This window comes from Bacteroidota bacterium, from assembly GCA_017303975.1.
Taxonomy (GTDB): domain Bacteria; phylum Bacteroidota; class Bacteroidia; order JAFLBG01; family JAFLBG01; genus JAFLBG01.
In genome coordinates, this window is sequence record JAFLBG010000005.1 from 78631 (window position 1) to 96324 (window position 17694).

At 36.8% G+C, this 17694-nt stretch carries 13 protein-coding genes and 1 tRNA gene; 6 read left to right on the plus strand and 8 right to left on the minus strand.

Annotation, left to right across the window (positions count from 1 at the left end):
* Positions 1-141: 141 nt before the first annotated feature.
* The 4 genes from J0M08_03245 to J0M08_03260 form a co-directional block, all read right to left on the minus strand.
* The gene (locus tag J0M08_03245; GenBank protein ID MBN8702052.1) at positions 142-2787 is read right to left on the minus strand and encodes a CSLREA domain-containing protein; all 2646 of its coding nucleotides are present in this window, start codon (positions 2785-2787) and stop codon (positions 142-144) included.
* A 197-nt stretch (positions 2788-2984) separates the two neighbouring features.
* Positions 2985-4610: a S41 family peptidase gene (locus tag J0M08_03250; GenBank protein ID MBN8702053.1), complete on the minus strand. Its 1626-nt coding sequence runs from the start codon at positions 4608-4610 to the stop codon at positions 2985-2987.
* Entirely contained in the window at positions 4610-5095 is a 486-nt protein-coding gene (locus J0M08_03255; GenBank protein ID MBN8702054.1) for a dCMP deaminase family protein, read from the minus strand. Before J0M08_03255 ends, J0M08_03250 begins: the two co-directional genes overlap by 1 nt.
* Before the next feature lie 85 nt (positions 5096-5180).
* A tRNA-Leu gene (locus J0M08_03260) sits at positions 5181-5264 on the minus strand.
* 161 nt (positions 5265-5425) lie between these two features.
* Here J0M08_03260 and J0M08_03265 point away from each other — a divergent pair.
* From J0M08_03265 to J0M08_03275, 3 genes are read left to right on the plus strand one after another with little or no spacing between them, the layout of a single operon-like run.
* Positions 5426-6010 (plus strand): phosphoribosylglycinamide formyltransferase, encoded by a 585-nt coding sequence (locus tag J0M08_03265; GenBank protein MBN8702055.1) that lies wholly within the window; start codon positions 5426-5428, stop codon positions 6008-6010.
* Positions 6007-6762: a toxin-antitoxin system YwqK family antitoxin gene (locus tag J0M08_03270; GenBank protein ID MBN8702056.1), complete on the plus strand. Its 756-nt coding sequence runs from the start codon at positions 6007-6009 to the stop codon at positions 6760-6762. The genes J0M08_03265 and J0M08_03270 overlap by 4 nt, the downstream gene beginning before the upstream one ends.
* A 9-nt stretch (positions 6763-6771) precedes the next feature.
* Complete coding sequence (locus J0M08_03275; protein MBN8702057.1) at positions 6772-8445, plus strand: gliding motility-associated C-terminal domain-containing protein; 1674 nt, start codon at positions 6772-6774, stop codon at positions 8443-8445.
* Positions 8446-8470: 25 nt separating this feature from the next.
* Here J0M08_03275 and J0M08_03280 read toward each other — a convergent pair whose 3' ends face one another.
* The gene (locus tag J0M08_03280; protein ID MBN8702058.1) at positions 8471-9403 is read right to left on the minus strand and encodes a hypothetical protein; all 933 of its coding nucleotides are present in this window, start codon (positions 9401-9403) and stop codon (positions 8471-8473) included.
* A 60-nt stretch (positions 9404-9463) separates the two neighbouring features.
* On the opposite strand from J0M08_03280, the gene J0M08_03285 reads away from it, so the two are divergent.
* The 3 genes from J0M08_03285 to J0M08_03295 all read left to right on the plus strand — a co-directional run bounded on the left by J0M08_03285 (position 9464) and on the right by J0M08_03295 (position 12451).
* Entirely contained in the window at positions 9464-10150 is a 687-nt protein-coding gene (locus J0M08_03285; protein ID MBN8702059.1) for a ComF family protein, read from the plus strand.
* Positions 10151-10152: 2 nt separating this feature from the next.
* On the plus strand, positions 10153-10629 hold the full coding sequence (locus J0M08_03290; protein ID MBN8702060.1) for a GAF domain-containing protein: 477 nt from the start codon (positions 10153-10155) through the stop codon (positions 10627-10629).
* A 193-nt stretch (positions 10630-10822) separates the two neighbouring features.
* The gene (locus J0M08_03295; protein MBN8702061.1) at positions 10823-12451 is read left to right on the plus strand and encodes an Ig-like domain-containing protein; all 1629 of its coding nucleotides are present in this window, start codon (positions 10823-10825) and stop codon (positions 12449-12451) included.
* Between the two features lies 1 nt (position 12452).
* On the opposite strand, the gene J0M08_03300 is transcribed toward J0M08_03295, so the two are convergent.
* The 3 genes from J0M08_03300 to J0M08_03310 are packed head-to-tail and all read right to left on the minus strand — an operon-like array spanning position 12453 to position 17642.
* Positions 12453-13184: a UDP-2,3-diacylglucosamine diphosphatase gene (locus J0M08_03300; GenBank protein MBN8702062.1), complete on the minus strand. Its 732-nt coding sequence runs from the start codon at positions 13182-13184 to the stop codon at positions 12453-12455.
* A gap of 17 nt (positions 13185-13201) precedes the next feature.
* Positions 13202-16237, minus strand: a complete 3036-nt coding sequence (locus J0M08_03305; protein ID MBN8702063.1) for a M1 family metallopeptidase — start codon at positions 16235-16237, stop codon at positions 13202-13204.
* Positions 16238-16265: 28 nt separating this feature from the next.
* Positions 16266-17642: a T9SS type A sorting domain-containing protein gene (locus tag J0M08_03310; GenBank protein MBN8702064.1), complete on the minus strand. Its 1377-nt coding sequence runs from the start codon at positions 17640-17642 to the stop codon at positions 16266-16268.
* Positions 17643-17694 lie beyond the last annotated feature (52 nt).

The window sequence follows — 17694 nt, forward strand, 5'->3', positions numbered from 1 at the left end:
TAGTGCCATTGCTTTGCAGTCCAATAAAATTTCCTTTGACAATATTTCCGGTAGTACCGGAGCCACTGAAATTTACCCCTGCACTTTTATTTCCTGAAATAACATTTCCACCTGCGGTTTGGGTATTACCAATAACATTGTTTAAGGAGCTGTGGCTATATAAACTCCAAAGGCTTGAATAGAAGCTACGGCCGAAGTTACAATAGTAGAGCCATCTTTTTGCGGACCAATAAAATTGCCTACTACCGTATTGCTACTTGCTGCATTTAAATAAACTCCCCAGCCTGTGGGTGTACCGGCACCGTCTCCGTTTCCACTTATTACATTTCCTTCTCCTGCTGCCGTGCCGCCTATGGTGTTAGCGGATGCAGAGGTGGTTAAATATATTCCGTAGTCTTGTGAAGAAGATGTAACTACTGTAGTACCATTGCTTTGCAAACCAATGTAGTTGCCTTTTATGTTGTTACCGCTACAGCCAGCCCCTGTCAGGTATGCGCCATAAGTGGCATTTCCTGATAGAATGTTTCTGCCCGAACTAATTGTATTTCCAATTGTGTTATTGGTAGAGTTGTTGGCTAAATAAACTCCATAATGTTGTCCATTAGAACTTATTAGAGTTGAGCCATCTTTTTGCAAACCAATAATATTTCCTGTTACCGTATTGGAACTAACACCATTAATGTAAACCCCATAACCAATGGAGGTGGAATTATTTTGATTACCGGATATTACATTGGCGTCTGCGGTGTTATTTCCTCCAATAGTATTAAATGCTGCACTATTGGTTATATACACCCCATACTCTTGATAACCGCTTTTGGTGGCTCCATCGGAGCCCACACCAATGTAATTACCTCGTACAATATTGCCCGATGTGCCAGAGCCATCTAGATATAAGCCATATTGACTTGCCATAGAAATGATGTTGCCCTCTCCGGCAGCAGAACCTCCAATGTAGTTTCCAAAACTTGCATTGTAGAGCGCAAGATTGTACTGAGAAATAGAATTCGCGCTATTGGTTATACCATCTGCTTGTAAGCCTAAAACATTTCCTATTATGGTGTTAGAGGTTGCTGCACTCAAATGTATGCCTGTTCCGGCTGTATATCCAACATTCCGATTGGAAGAAATAACATTTTTATCTGAAGTAGAAGTTCCTCCTATTCGATTCGATTTTGCTCCGGATGCCAAATAAATACCAAACGCTTGTGTGCCGTTACTCACCCTACCAGTGCCTGCAGAATTTACTCCTATATAATTGCCAATAATTGTATTAGAACTGGCTCCGGCCCCGGTAAGATAGATGCCGTAACCATTTGAGACATTATCGCAATTACCCGAAATAATGTTTCTGGCTATTGTTGAGGAATTACCGCCAATTGTATTTCCATAACAGCCATTGCAATATACTCCATGGCTTTGTGTGGTAGAGGTTACAGCTGTAGAACCCCCAACTTGCGGACCAATAGTATTTCCTAACAACGTATTGGAGGTAACTCCATTTAAATACACACCATATCCGGTTGATGTACCATCAGAATTGCCACTAATAACATTTCCTTCTCCTGTAGCAGTGCCACCAATAGTATTTCGTTGTGCAGAGCCTGTTAAATAAACTCCATTATCTTGTGTATTGCTAGTTATAAAAGTGGCGCCATCGCTTGCAATACCTATGTAGTTTCCTTTTATTTGATTAGCAGAAGAAGATGAGCCTGTTAAATAAACTCCGGAGTTGGTATTAGCTGAAATAATATTTCTGAAACTACCAGATGTACCACCTATTATTAAAGAGTAAGAGTTGGATAAATAAATGCCATAGGTTTGTGGGTTTGAAGCTCCCGTTATTACAGAGCTTCCGGTAGACGTAGTACCAATTCGATTGCCGTATATGTATTGAGGGGTAGTTATACTAGAACAGAAAATCCCACTACTACTATTCCCAGAAATTAAGTTGCCATCGTTGATGCCCGTTCCCCCAATGGTATTACTTGTTCCAACACCAGTAAGTAAAATGCCGGTGGCGTATTTAGAGGCTCGGGTTGTTCCATCTTTTTGCAGCCCAATAATGTTTCCTTTTATTATATTTCCTGTAGAGGAGGCTCCGGACATGATAATTTGCCCGAACGACCCAAAACCAGAGATATTACAACCACTTATTAAATTAACACCCGATGCAGTTCCATCGCCTATAAGATTATTGGCAGAGTTTACAATGTAAATTCCAATATCGGTATTATAGGTAGTGGTAGAGCCATCGGTGTCTATACCTATGTAACAAGCGGTTATAGTATGCGAAGAACTGGAGTTTAAATGTATTCCGTAGTCGCCAAAACTACCTGCCGTTCCAAAATTTCTTAGTACTAACCCCTTTATCAAACTACCGTCTGACCCTGCATTTAACACTAAGCCATCAAAAGCTCCTGTGCCTCCTCCATCAATACAAACCATATTTTGGTAAGATAGCGGATTAGCCACAGTTGTGGCAAAGGGAACAACGGTATTAGTTACAAAACCTGTATTGGAAGTACCGTCAATAAAAACTTGAGCAGCCATAGCGGGCAAAGCGGCTGTTAATGTTATTACAGCAGCGCCTACACTAAAATTAATAGTTCCACCTCCTCCTCCATTTTCATTGTCGTTTATTGCCTCTCTTAGCGAACAGTGTATTCCATCGCAAGTTCCATCATCCACATCGTTTGTAGAATTTACTGTATAGGTTTGACCTATAAGCAAATTACTTATAACAAAAAATAAAAATACCAAATATTCTATTCTCTTGACAATCATCCGTTAATAGCAATTATTGAAAGACTTACTACGTACAATATACTAAAATAATAGTCGCAATTTTATGGTTTCTACTTTTTTTGACTACTGCTAATTCCGATATATTGTACGAAAAAACCCACAAATGGTTCCAAATTAACGACTAATAAACTCAAGACAATACACTCAAATGGAAAAATCCAAAAGAAAAATAGCCATTATTTACGGAGCAAAGCCTCTATGGCCTTACCAATAGCCTTGTCGGAAGATTGTTGCGATTTATAATAACCTTCGGCCCCCCAAATATTTCGGGCAACAAGCGATTTTATGTTTTGTTTTAACAATGCCTTTGATACTAAAAATTCCCCTTCGTTCTTTTTTATCTTCATACTCTCCCCTTGCTTCACAAGCCTTTCGAGCATATCATCACCTACCTCAAAGTCTGAAACAAACTGTTCTATTGAATGGAATTTGGTCTTTAATTGCAATCGGTTTTTATCTGCCCACTCAAATGCAAATTGATTAACCACTCCTTTATAGTAGAGTTCTGTTAAATACGTTGTTCTCCCAACAGTATCCATTGGTACAAACAAATCAGGCATAATTCCACCACCACCATATACAATCTTGCCTGCAGGTGTTTTAAATTTTAATGAATCGATAAATTTAATACTATCAGCACTTTGCAACTCACCATTCTCGAAGCGCTCGTATTCTTCTTTCAAATACGCTTCAATGCCCTTCTTATACGACTTTTGTATGCATCTGCCGGTGGGGGTATAATATCTGGCTGTAGTAAGCCGAATAGCCGAGCTGTCTGGAAAATCAGTTTGCTCTTGCACCAACCCTTTACCAAAAGAACGCCTCCCAACCACCAACCCTCTGTCGTTGTCTTGAATAGCTCCTGCAACAATCTCGCTGGCCGAAGCAGATCCCTCGTCAATCAAAACAACCAATTCGTTTTTTTCAAACTCCCCGGAAGAAGTGGCTTTGTATTCTCTTCTACCATGCGCCCTACCTTCGGTATAAACAATCATTTTATTGTCGGATAAAAATTCATCCGACAAATCTATCGCAGCGTTGAGCAATCCACCTGGATTTCCACGAATATCCAAAACCATTTTTTTCATCCCTTGTTTTCGTAATTTTTCGAACGCTTCTAGATATTCATCAAATGTGGTTGCGGCAAAACGACTAATCTTAATATAGCCAATTTCTTTTGTAATCATGTAGGCCACATCCACACTGTAAATTGGGATTTTGTTGCGAACAATTGAAAAGTCAAGTAATTTTTTAATCCCCCTGCGCTCTACAGAAATGTTTACTGTTGTACCTTTCGGGCCGCGCAATTTTTTAAACACATCGTTATTAGTGATTTTTACTCCAGCCACACTTTTACCTTCTACTTTTACAATTTTGTCTCCGGGCTGAATACCGAGTGCCTCCGAAGGTCCACCCACAATGGGCGATATAACACGAATTGTGTCGTTTACAATATTAAATTCAATTCCAATCCCATCGAAGTTGCCTTGTAATGGTTCGTTTGCCGCTTTAGACTCTTCGGCAGTAATATAGGCAGAGTGAGGGTCGAGTTGCTGCATCACTTCTTGCAGAGTATTATCCACCAATTGTTTTCGATTGATAGTATCTACATACTGTGTTTGTATGTAATCAAGAATCTGATTTATTTTATCATTACTGCTTTGTTTGGTGGCTATGCGCTGCAATAAGGAGGTATCTGAGGAATAGGTAGCAGATATTTTAATGCCAATAAATACACCAATGATTAAAATTATTGCAAATAGTAACGGAAGTAGAATCTGGAATTTTCGGTTATGCTGCATTAACGGAGTGTGTTACGTTCCAAGAAGTCTCGGTTGGTATATTCTACTACCTCCACGCCAAATTTGCGCAAAAATGCAACACCTTCGTCAATCGGAAACCCTTTGAAAGCGGCATACGAATCTAAATAAAACACCTTTTTAATTCCCGTTGTATAAATTACACGGGCGCAGGCAATACAAGGAGAAAGAGTAACATACAAAGTTGTTCCCTCAACAGAAACGCTATTTTTTTGAGCATATAAAATTGCGTTTTGTTCTGCATGCAAAGCCAATGAACAACTTCCTTTTAAATCTCTAGCACAACCTTGTCCCGGCCATTCTTCATCGCAATTGTGGGTTCCGGCTGGGGGGCCGTTATAGCCCAATGAAATAATACGTGTGTCTTTTGAAAGAACGGCTCCCACGTGTGCTTTTACGCAATGCGACCGCTTAGACAGATTTACTGCCAATTCCATGTATATGTCGTCAAAGCTAGGGCGTGCCATAAGAAGTTTAAAGTTTAATAGTTAAAAAGTTTAAAGTTTGAAAGACGCAAATCCATACAAACTTTAAACTTTTTAACTGAAAACGTACCCGAAATCGGGGTCGAACCGATATATCCGTGAAGATACTGGTGTTTGAGACCAGCGCGTCTACCAATTCCGCCATCCGGGCATTTGTTGTTCTTAGTTAAAAGAACAAGGGCTACGAAAGTATTGATTTGTTTGGAAGCTTGCAAATTTTTACTAGATATTTAATCTCGAATAAATAAAAAAGTTAAACGATCCTTAATTGTTGTAAAATACAAGCACTATGATTTACATTTGCTATACTTTATGCAGGTAAACATTGCCATATTTGCTTCGGGTGCTGGTACAAATGCCGAAAACCTCATTACTCATTTTAATAAATCCAGCTCAAACACCACCATACAGCTAATTGTATGTAATAAAGAAGATGCAGGAGTATTGAATATAGCAAAAAAACACACCATTGAAACGCTTCTTGTATTAGATAAAATCTATTTTACGTCCGACCAGTTTGTGGCAGACCTAAAATCCAAGCATATAGATTTTATTGTCCTTTCTGGATTTTTGTGGTTAATTCCGACATCTCTCCTAAAAAATTACTCTAAAAAAATCATCAATATTCATCCTTCCTTATTACCTAAATATGGGGGTAAAGGAATGTACGGCAACAAAGTGCACGAAGCGGTTTTAAAAAACAAAGAGAGAGAAAGTGGAATAACTATACATTACGTAGACGAGAAGTTTGATTCGGGAGAAGTTCTATTTCAACATAGCATAAATATAGAATCAATTGTAGATGCTGCTGCATTAGCGGAAGCAATTCATCAATTGGAATATAAATACTTTCCAATGGTTACAGAGCAAACAATAAAAAAAACATACAACTTATGAAGACCGTAAATTTTATTATCGTTTTCCTATCAAGTATAATTTTAGCTGCACAAAACGTACCATTAGACACCAATCAAGTGGACTCCCAAAAAAGAAAACAAGGTATTTGGAAAGAATACGAAGCGGGCGAAAATTGGATTGGAAAATACGAAAACAATAAAAGAGAAGGCACCTGGCTAACCTACTACAACACCGGAATGATAAGCCAACTAGCAACATACAAAAATGGACAGAAGAATGGAGTTTCAATTACTACTGACCGAAACGGATTTATTGTAGTGGAAGCTCATTACTCCAACGACACATTAGATGGAGCATATAAACTATTTGCCAGTGGAGGAAAATTAAAATCGGAAACAAACTATAAAAAAGGTGTTGTACATGGCACAAAATTAGTTGCTTACGAAGATGGAAAAATACAAGAAAAAGGCACTTTTAAAAACGGAATACGACACGGGAAAACACAGTGGTACTTTCAAGAAGGGATGTTAAGCATGGAATACACTTACAAAGAAGGCAACCTAGAGGGTCCAACCAAAACATATTTTAAATCAAATGGCAACATTCAAAGTGAAGGTTCGTATAAGAACAATGAACTAGAAGGTATGTTTTACGAGTACTATGAGAGTGGCAGATTACAAACTAGCGGTAAATATATAAAAGGCAAAAAAGAAGGGGCGTGGAATGAGTTTGATGAGCAGGGAAATATTATTAGGTCAAGCACCTATAAAAATGACGAAAAAATAAAGTAACTTATTGCAATGAGATTCAAAACGATTGCCACTACACTTGTTTTTCTTATTTCTATTTTAAATTTACACTCCCAAGGTAAACAAGGAAACATGTGGCATTTTGGATTTAATGCCGGAGTAAACTTCAACACCATACCGCCTACCCCAATTACCAGTAGTATAAGCACTAGCGAAGGTTCGGCATCTGTTGCAAATAGTGTCGGTCAAACATTGTTTTATACCGATGGATTGCAAATTTGGGATAAAAACAATTCGCTAATGCCCAATGCAGACGGAAGCTCTTGGAACAAACAATTGTCCGGAGATGGCAGCTCCGCTCAATCTGCTTTAATAACCAACAATCCTTGCGACACCAATAAATACTACGTTTTTACAACCGATGGAATTACCTGCAACTTTCTTGGCCCACAAGGACAATGGGATGGGCTATATTACACAGTTGTAAACACCTCGTTAAATGCAGGCAGTGGAGATATTGACCTTTCGTATTTAAGCACACAACCCGGGTATGTAGCTGGCGACAACAAGATAGCGTTGATTGACAGTGTGCAAGAACGTATTACCGCTGCTACACACGCCAATGGAACCGACTACTGGGTTGTTGTGCTCCGCGAAAATGGAGAATTTTATTCTTATTTAGTTGATTGCAATGGTATAAATACAACTCCGGTAATTACAAAAACCTTTGCAAGTCCTTTCACTGCAACACAAGGATTTATTTCAATATCAAAAGATGGAACATGCTTGGTTGTAACCGGCATCAATAGTGGCGAAGCCAATATGTACGATTTTGATAACACAACAGGGGTGGTATCGAACAAACGTTTGCTATACAGTGGCAGCGACTGGACTTGGGGTGTCTGCTTTTCTCCAAATGATTCTATAATTTATATTGCAAGTTGGTTTTCATCTACTATAAGGCGCTATGATAGATTTGCGTCAAATGTAGCTGCATCTGAAATACAAGACAATACAGGAATGTTTGGCATTACAGTTATACAGCAAGGGCCGGACGGAAAACTATATATTCCTGACGGTTCCAACTTATCTGTTTACAACACACCCAACAATTTTTCCAATCCTGGTTTAGCAAGCGCAGTAATTTCTGCACTTTCAGGAACTTACTATAACTACGGACTTCCGAATGTTTTTTTAAAATATTACTCTACTTCGGAAAACAATTTGGTGCAAAGTGATACAAATATATGCCCCGGAGGCTCTGTTCAATTAAGTAGAGCCACCCCATCCAACTGCTATACTTATAATTGGCAACCTACCACAGGGCTAAGTAATCCTAATATACTAAACCCAATTGCAACCCTAGAGGAAACAACCACTTACAAATTAATTGCAACGTCATCTTGCGCTACTATAGAAAAAGAAATAACTATTGAAGTTTGCTTTACAGAAATAAAAATACCCAATGTATTTACTCCAAATGGAGATGGCATTGACGACAACTGGACAATAACATCCGCTCCGGGTAACACCGTAAATTGTATTATTTATAACAGATGGGGCGAGATTATTTTTGAAGCAAACGAAGAAAATATAAACTGGACTGGCACATCCAAAAATGGCAAAACCGCGAGTGATGGCACGTATTACTACGTGCTAACACACTCCAAACCCAATAATAACGAAGTAGTAGAGTATAAAGGATTTGTTACTTTATTGAGGTAACAAACAAATATTCCTCGAAAAATTTCTAATCTAAGCTAAGCGTAGTTTGCCCAATAAGTGCAGCATCTGAGTACAATTCAACTACATACTTACCCGGAATAAATCCATCTTTTGAATCATAAAAAACACTTCCGCTTACTTCATCATTGTTATAGTTGAATGATTTTTTTGCGGCATAGTATCCTGATAAATTTTTGATTGCAAACTTGTGCTCATCGTCCATTGCGGCCGTAAGCTCTTTTGCATCCGGACTTATAATGCGAAGAAAAATTTCGTGCTCTCCTTTTTTCGCAATATTATTGCGTCCAATTGTATAGTTTACTTTTATACGCTCTGCACGTTTTGCTTTACTTGTTTCGTCTTCCTTTTTTCCTCCGGATTTTAAATTAATTCCAATTGCTTTTATAGAGCTACAATTTAATATTGCACCAAGTGCTACAACTCCCTGCAAATCTTCCTTCTCCTTAGACAATTGCGAACTTCTATTTTTTTCAGAACTTAAATCAGCTTCTACTTTTTGTTTCTCGGCAGTTATTAATTGATTGGCAGTATTCAATGAATCAATGGTGTGTACATAATGTTTCATAATACTTCGTAGTGTAGAAGCTTCTTTCTTTAGTTTAGAAATAATATACGCATCATCCTTGTGTTTTGCAGCTTCCTTTTCCAACTCCTCAATCGCAGCAATTTTATCTGACAATTCTTTTTTTAGATTTTCGTCTTGTGTTTGCAAATTCAAATACTCCTCTTTCAGCCCCGCCAACTCCCTTTGAAATCCAGTACTTTTATCTATGTAAACAATTTTCTCTTGTATTTCTCGTTTTACTTTTTGTGTTTCATTCCAATACAAATAACCCAATAGCACAGTAAGAAGTGCAAGTACTAGAATAATAAATATAAATAGTCTATTCTTTGATTTTTTTTCTTCTTCCTTATGTTTAATATCTGTATTTTCCATGTTGATATTTTTATTTTGATTGTACAATATACAAAATTAAATAGTTATTTTTTCGCACCCATGCTGTCTGATTTATTTTCTTTACTATTCCCCAATAACTGTGCTTCTTGCGGCAATTCACTTCTTAAAAACGAACATATACTCTGCTTATTGTGCAATAGCAACCTTCCATTTACCGGATTTGCAAAAGAAGCCAACAACAGTATAGAAAAAATATTTTGGGGGCGGACAGATGTGTTATACGCCATGAGCCTTTTATACTTTGACAAGGCAAGCAAAGTTCAAACCTTGATGCACAAATTAAAATATGATGGAGAGAAAGAAATAGGTTTCTATTTTGGAAAAAAAATTGCCGAAGAGATAGAAGCAGGAAAAAGATTTGAAAAAATAGATTTGGTATTGCCGGTTCCGCTTCACCCTAAAAAACTTAAAGCACGGGGCTATAACCAAAGTAAATTTATTAGCGATGGAGTTGCACATCAATACAACATAAACAGTCCCGAAAACTTATTAATCAGAACAAATTTTACCGAAAGTCAAACAAAAAAATCGAGATGGCAGCGATGGGATAATGTTCAAGATAAATTTAGCATCACTAATGCTTCAATTCTTGAAAACAAACACGTACTTTTAGTAGATGATGTTATAACAACTGGAGCTACAATCGAAGCGTGTGTAAAAGAACTCTCCAAAGTTAACACATGCAAAATTAGCGTGGCATCTGTTGCATTTGCAAGCTCAATATAATTATGGCAGAAACGTTATTTATTAAATCGACCGATAAAAAAGAAAAATACTCCGAGTTATTTACTCAGCTGGAAGCGCTATTACAAAACGAAAGCGACATTATTGCAAACACAGCCACAATTGCGGCTGCCATAAAACAAACCTTCGATTTTTTATGGGTGGGATTCTATTTTGTAAAGAACAACGAATTAGTACTGGGTCCGTTTCAAGGACAAATTGCTTGCACCCGCATTGCTTATGGCAGAGGCGTTTGCGGAAGTGCGTGGAAAGAGCAAAAAACAATTATTGTTCCTGATGTGGATAAATTTCCGGGGCACATAGCCTGCAGTAGTCTGTCTCGCTCAGAAATTGTTGTGCCAATTAAAAATAATAACAGCAATACTATTACAATGGTATTAGACATAGACAGCGAAACACTAAATTCGTTTAACGAAGACGATAAATTGGGATTAGAAAAAATTATAATGCTGCTAGCTTAACTACTATGGATTGAAAATCCGTAGGTTTAAATACATAAATGAAAATTATTTTAAAACTTCAGCGCACTTATTTCGACAAGCTCAACATGACCGCGCTAGTCAGTCTGAGCCTGTCGAAGACTTGGGGTGGAATCATTTTAGAAACTGGGAGCTATGAACTAAAGAGCATGGCTAAAACTAACGAACAGGAACAATGAAACATGTGTATAAAATAGCATTTTTCACTATCAGCTTACTACTGCTGTATTCCTGTGCGCAAATGGTAAATCCATCGGGCGGACAAACAGACACTACTCCTCCCCTACCTGTAAAATGTGTGCCGGCAAATAAGTCAACAAACATAAAGCCTTCAAACATTTATTTAGAATTCAACGAATATATTGACTTGAAAGATGTAAACGGGCAGCTTATTGTATCTCCAACATTAAAATACCAGCCTGACATAAAACATAAAAAGAAACAAATTTTCGTAACGCTAACGGACACGTTAAAAGAAAACACTACCTATACTTTTAATTTTGGCAGCTCTATTCGCGACATAACCGAAAACAATATCACTGAAGGCTACAGCTATGTTTTTTCTACCGGTGCTTATCTTGACTCTTTTACTGTGAGTGGTATTGTAAAAGATGCTCGAACAAACGAACTAAAAAAAAATATAAGCATTTGCTTGTACGAAAACACTTCTGATTCGGCAGTTGTAAAACAAAAGCCTAATTATTTTACAAAAACAAAACCGGATGGCAGCTATCTACTTAATAATATTAAAGAGGGCACCTACAAACTAGCTGCTATTAACGATGTCAACAACAATCAACTATATGATATAGACGAAGAGATAGCCTTCTACGACACTTTGCTATCTATTGCAAAAAAAGAAAATAAGGTTAATCTATCTATGTTTAAAGGTGTTCCCGATAAGCTTAAAATAAAAAAAGCAACAGCAACATCACCACAACACATTTCTATAGTATTTAACAAATATGCAGATTCATTAACTGTTGAAGCCGCATCAGTTGGCATACTTGATACAACTTACTTAATATGGAATAGCAATCACGACTCGTTATCTATTTTTTTAGCAGACACCTCGCTAAAAGATTCATTGAAATTATTTTTCAAAAGTGTTAATTTCAAAGATACGGCAACTATACGCTTGCCAAAGAAAAGAAGTGTAAAAGACGACTCAAGAAACACTATTTACACAACCATACAGTTTACAGATATCACAAAGCAGGATGTACTAAAAAAAATAAACATTTCTTGCACTTATCCAATAACAACCATAGATACAAGCAAAATCATCCTAGAGGCGGGCACAAAAAACAAAATTCCAATATCACTTTCTTTCAACAAAACCTACAATCAAAAAGCATTTCAACTCAATAGTAAAGATTGGAAAGTAGATTCTATCTATACAATTACACTATTGCCCGGGGCGATTAAATCTACTAGTATCTCCAATACAGATACAATAAAAAGCACATTTGCTGTTGTGGGCAAAGACTACTACGGAATCATTTTACTTTCATTCCCAAGACCGCTAATAGCTGCAGAGAGCAGCTATATACTAGAAATAGCAACTGTTACAGGAAAAGTGATTTATAAGTCTGTTTTTACACCCACAACAAAATATACAATTGAAAATGTGCTACCCGGCAAATACACCATGCGCTTATTAAAAGACGAAAACAAAAACAAACGTTGGGATAGCGGAAATTATTTTAAACATAAACAGCCCGAAAAAATAATCATCTTCCCAAAAGAAATTGTTGTTCGCTCTAATTGGGATTTAGAACTCGAATGGGATTTAAAAGAATAGGTTACTCAAATTTTCTTAATTCTAATGTATTCCCATCAAAAACTGCATACGTAAAATATTTTACCCACTCACCTAAATTAACATACCTAGAATGCTCATTTAGCTTGATGTCTAAAGGCAAGTGCCTGTGACCAAAAATAAAATAATCAAAATTTTCTTTCTTCAATTCCTCTCGTGCAAACTGAACTAACCATTCCTTGTCTTCTCCTAAAAAAATTTCATCTTTTTCAATATTCGCTACACGGCTTTTTTTAGACCAAAACTTAGCCATCCCAATTCCTAAGTTAGGGTGCAATCGGGCAAACAACCACTGGCAAAAAGGATTTGCAAAAACCCTTTTAATAAACTTATATCCATGATCTCCGGGACCCAATCCATCGCCATGCGCTAAAAAGAACTTTTTATTATTGTACACCTTTACAATTGATTTGCGAATTATTTGCACACCTAATTCCTTGGGCAAATAATCAAACATCCACATATCATGATTTCCGGTAAAAACATATACTGGAATTCCGGCATCAGTTAACTCTGCTATTTTCCCTTGCAACCGCGCAAATCCTTTCGGAATAGCACTTCTATACTCAAACCAAAAATCAAACAAATCTCCCATCAAATAAACTTCTTTGGCGTTTTGTTTTATTTCATCCAACCACTTCACAATTTTTTTTTCGCGTACCAAACTGGTTTCATAATCAGGAACTCCCAAATGAAAATCGGATGCAAAATATATATTGTTGCGCAATGTCACTATATTTTAATTTCTCTTATCAACTTAAATGGATTAACGCTTTTTAAATTCAAGCTAAATCGTATTGTCTCGGGATATGTCCACCCGTTTACTGTAATCGTATTTTTAATATCAGACGACATGGCTAGAGGCAAGTAAATATCAAACACATTTTTATAAATGGAAAACACCAAGCCCGCATTATACAAAAACTGTTGCTTTAAAACTGCATCGCTGGCAACATACGCAAAATCTGCGTACAGCCGAATAATTGGGAAAGGCAACGATGTTTTTAGATTTAATGCGGTAAGCCATTTTCGAGTTTGCCCTAAAGGTGTATATACTTTAAAAGCACCATCTGCTTCTGTAAATTGCTGCGACAACAAGCCGGAAGCCTCTGTTCGTCCTAAGAAAATATCATCATACAGATAATCTTGATAACCTCTCCATCCACTTGTTCTAAAACGATATGGCCCAGCATTTGTAGCATTGATAAATGCTCCCGCAAACAATCGCACATCAAAGCTTTTATTTTTTTTCTTAAATGTAAGCGAATAATTAGCTGTAAGGGAAATCTTGCTCATATCATCTCCCGCTTGATAATTCAACACAGCTTGATATGGATTAATTGGACGAAGATTTTTTAACTCATATGATACCTCATGGAAATTTCTATATACTGTATCTCTTCCATAAACAGGAGGTGTAAATTCGTACTTACCATAATAGGTTTCATTTATTTGGTATATAAATCTATAATTAAGATAATGTTTAAGCGTATTACGCTCTCGTTTATTCTTAAATTCTGCACGCACAAAAGGAGCTAATTTTGTATAACTCATATCAATAGGTGTCTGGGAGTACGAATACCTTTTCCCCTCCACACCAATTTGCACATTCGTAAATGAGCGCATAGACATAATGTTGTAATGTACATTGAAAGAGCCAGCCAAATCCTTGTTACCAAAAGCGTACATAGGCATTAGAAAATACTCGAACTTGCGTTGCAATATAGTTTGATTATACAACGCAACTCCCAACATAGATTTATTGTAATTATTCCAACCATAAGTTGGCACAAAAAACAGTTGCGATTTGGCAGGATTATCAAGCCCTCCAAGAAACTGAATTTTTATCGGCTCTACCTTCTTCCCTATTTTTTTGTTTGCATATTTATTGTTGTTTCTATTTAGCTCCGGCACTTTTCCGGCATAGTCCAACACAAAATAATCAACATCTAAACTCGGGAATCCCAAATTCTGAATGCCCGAAAACCCATCGTACCAGACTTCTGCAACTAACTTATTGTTTTTTATTCCACATAAATTTATCGGAGCATTTATCTTTCCTTTGTTTTTAACCAATACATTATATCCCGACTCCTTTGAATTATACACTTTCATTATTTTGTAGTCAATTTTATTGGTAGTAGCCAATAGTTTATCAAAAAACCAACTCAAGTCTTTTCCCGATTCTTGCTCAAATATTTTTCTTATATCAGCCGGTTGCGGATGTTTAAATTTCCATTGCGTAAAATAGATTTGCATTATCCTATCAAATTCCGACTGACCCAAGTAAGCCGCCAAATAACCAAATGTGTAGGCAGTTTTTTTATACACAATAGCACCGTAATTTAGCTCAGTATATTCTTCTGATGTTAACTCAATGGGTTGATCGTTATTAAGAGATGCAGGATATGCATAACTTAAATACTCTTCGTTTAAACTAATGTTATTAATTTTAGCAAGAGCAGGAATATTAAAGCCGGGTAAATTCAATCCACTTCCGTGGTATAGTTTCGTGTATCGGCCTTCATAATAAGAGTTGATGCCTTCGTCCATCCACGGATGCAAACGCTCGTTAGAACCTAATATCCCGTAAAACCAATTGTGTCCAACTTCGTGCGCTATAACAAGCTCTAAAAGTTCCTTGCTATTTGTAGGGCTAATAACTGTAATGGTAGGGTACTCCATTCCACCACCCGCAGTTAGCGCTCCATCAACTGCATTGCATACATTGTAAGGATAATTACCAACCCATTTACTGTAATTGAATACGGCATTGTTTATGTATTGTATGCTATTGCTTTTCCACGCTCCTGCATTCTTACTTGTAAAATAAGCCCAAGTAGTAACGGTTTTAGTGCTATCGGGCAACGCTACCTCTCCTTTTAAAACATTGTATCTCTTGTCTGCGAACCACGCAAAATCATGAATGTTTTCTTGTTGAAAATGAAGTGTTTTTAATTCTTTGTTGGAAGCAGGGAAAACCATTTCTGCATCTGTAAATGTATTGCGAGCAGAGGTTTCGTTCGCCTTCTTATTCAACCATTCAAGTTCTTGATTGTCCATTAGATTGCCAGTGGCTGCAATTACATAATTCTTTGGAGCAGTAATATACACATCAAAGGTTCCAAACTCTGAATAAAATTCGCCCAAATCTAAGTATGGCATAGGATGCCAACCATCCTTGTCGTACACTGCCGGCTTAGGATACCACTGAGATATTTGGTATTGTTGACTTACATGACCCAAGCGTGAAAAATTACCATCTGGAATTTTAACTCGAAAAGGAGTTGTTATGGTAATAGTTTCTCCGGGCTTAATAGGTGAATTTAGCAGCAATTTGGCAACGTCAATATTTTCTTTATCTACTTCATATTTTACAGCTATATCATTTACCTTAAAGCTCAAACTATCTATAAAACCGCGCTTATCGGCCGATGCAAAATAAAATTCTTTGTTACCATTCTCAAACAATTGCTTGCCCAGTGCGGTAGTATTATCTTTATAGCCATTGGGCCATAAATGCATATATATAAAAGCTAACTCGTCCGGAGAATTATTTGTATAGGATATTGCTTCAAAAGCATGTAGTTCGTGCTTATTATCGTTAAGCTGAACTTTGATATCGTAATTTACAGATTGTTGAAAATAGGATTGAGAAGATCCTACAAATGGAATAGAAAAAAAAACTAGGCAATAAATTAAAAACCTCATCGATAGCTTAAAATAATACGCCTTAATATAATAAAAAAGTCCCGTTATGTGATACATAACGGGACTTTTTAACTGAATTATAAAATTACTTAACTACGTTAAATCTTTTTGTAGAAAGTGTTTTTCCGTCTTTTACTAGAGAGTAGAAATAAATACCATTCTCTAAGTTTTTAGTACTAACAGTTACATAGTTCAAACCTTTGTTTACGTTTGAGCTAGCAGCAGTTGTTACTTTTTGACCAACTGTGTTATACACTTCTAATGCAAAGCTTCCGCCATCAATAGAATTAACAGGAATAACAACTTCTCCGCCTGCAACTGCCGGGTTAGGATAAGCTAAACCTAAGATAGCTGATTCAGATTTTTCAATTTCGTTAGTAGATACGATATCGCAACCACTTAAACAACGTAATTTATAAGAAATTAAATGGTGCTCGAATGCATACTCTGCTCCTGTTTGTCCAGATGAGTTAGAGCCCATATACGCAAACGAAGGCAACATAGAACCATACCACCCTGTGTTGTTAGCTGGTGTATCGTATCTTACGTCTGTTGTCATTATGTAAGAAGCATTGAAATCTCTTTTTACGTAGATAGGGAATGTTCCATTTCCTCCACCATCACCATTCTCTTCTAAAGAAACAAAGTTCACTCTGTTTTTAGATTGTAATGTATCTGACAAGCTGTATGAATAACCAGGAATAAATTTAATAGCAGAAACAACTAATCTTCCAGCACTAATATTTGATAGTCCTGTAGTTGCAACTGTTGCTAGGTGCCATCCACCAGCTGTAGTATCAGCAGCAAATGCAGAATCTAAAACTACCTTATACTGAGCCTTACCTGCTACACCCATAGAGTAAGTAGTATGGTTATAAGCTACGTCTTTAAAAAACACCGTGTCTGCTAAAGAAGAAAGACCTGTGAAATAATAAGTTGGCAATTGAGGTGTTGCACCGCTAGTTGTATTGTTAACAGCTACTTCTATCAATAAAGTATCAACAGAACTTATATTTCTTGTGTATACAAACTGAAACTCTAATGAATCTAACGCATAAGAACTAGTTTTAGATACAATCATTTCCCCAGCATTATTGTACGCAGGATCGCTAAAAAACTGAGAAGTTGGATCTAATACATCTGCAATATTATGTACCCATGGAGAGCCGAATGTATTACCACTAAACTCTGCAGTAATATTAGAATCCGGGAACAAAAAATTTCCTGCCAGTGAACCAGCTCCTCCAGAAACGATATCCATTACAGCACCATAGTTATACCATCTGTCGTTTGCACCTTGAGATGAAGCATGCTTTACCGGCTGGTAAGGCTTACTAACATCCATTTTACGAGCTCCATTTGTTACAAAAGGAACTTGTTGCTTGTTTGCAGCAGATTGCGCAAATGAGAAAGAACCCATTGCCAACACTGCCACACTTAAAAAAGTAGTGATTTTTTTCATGTTTATTAATTTAATTTTAAGTAATTATTATTTAATTGGGGGGAGCAAATAT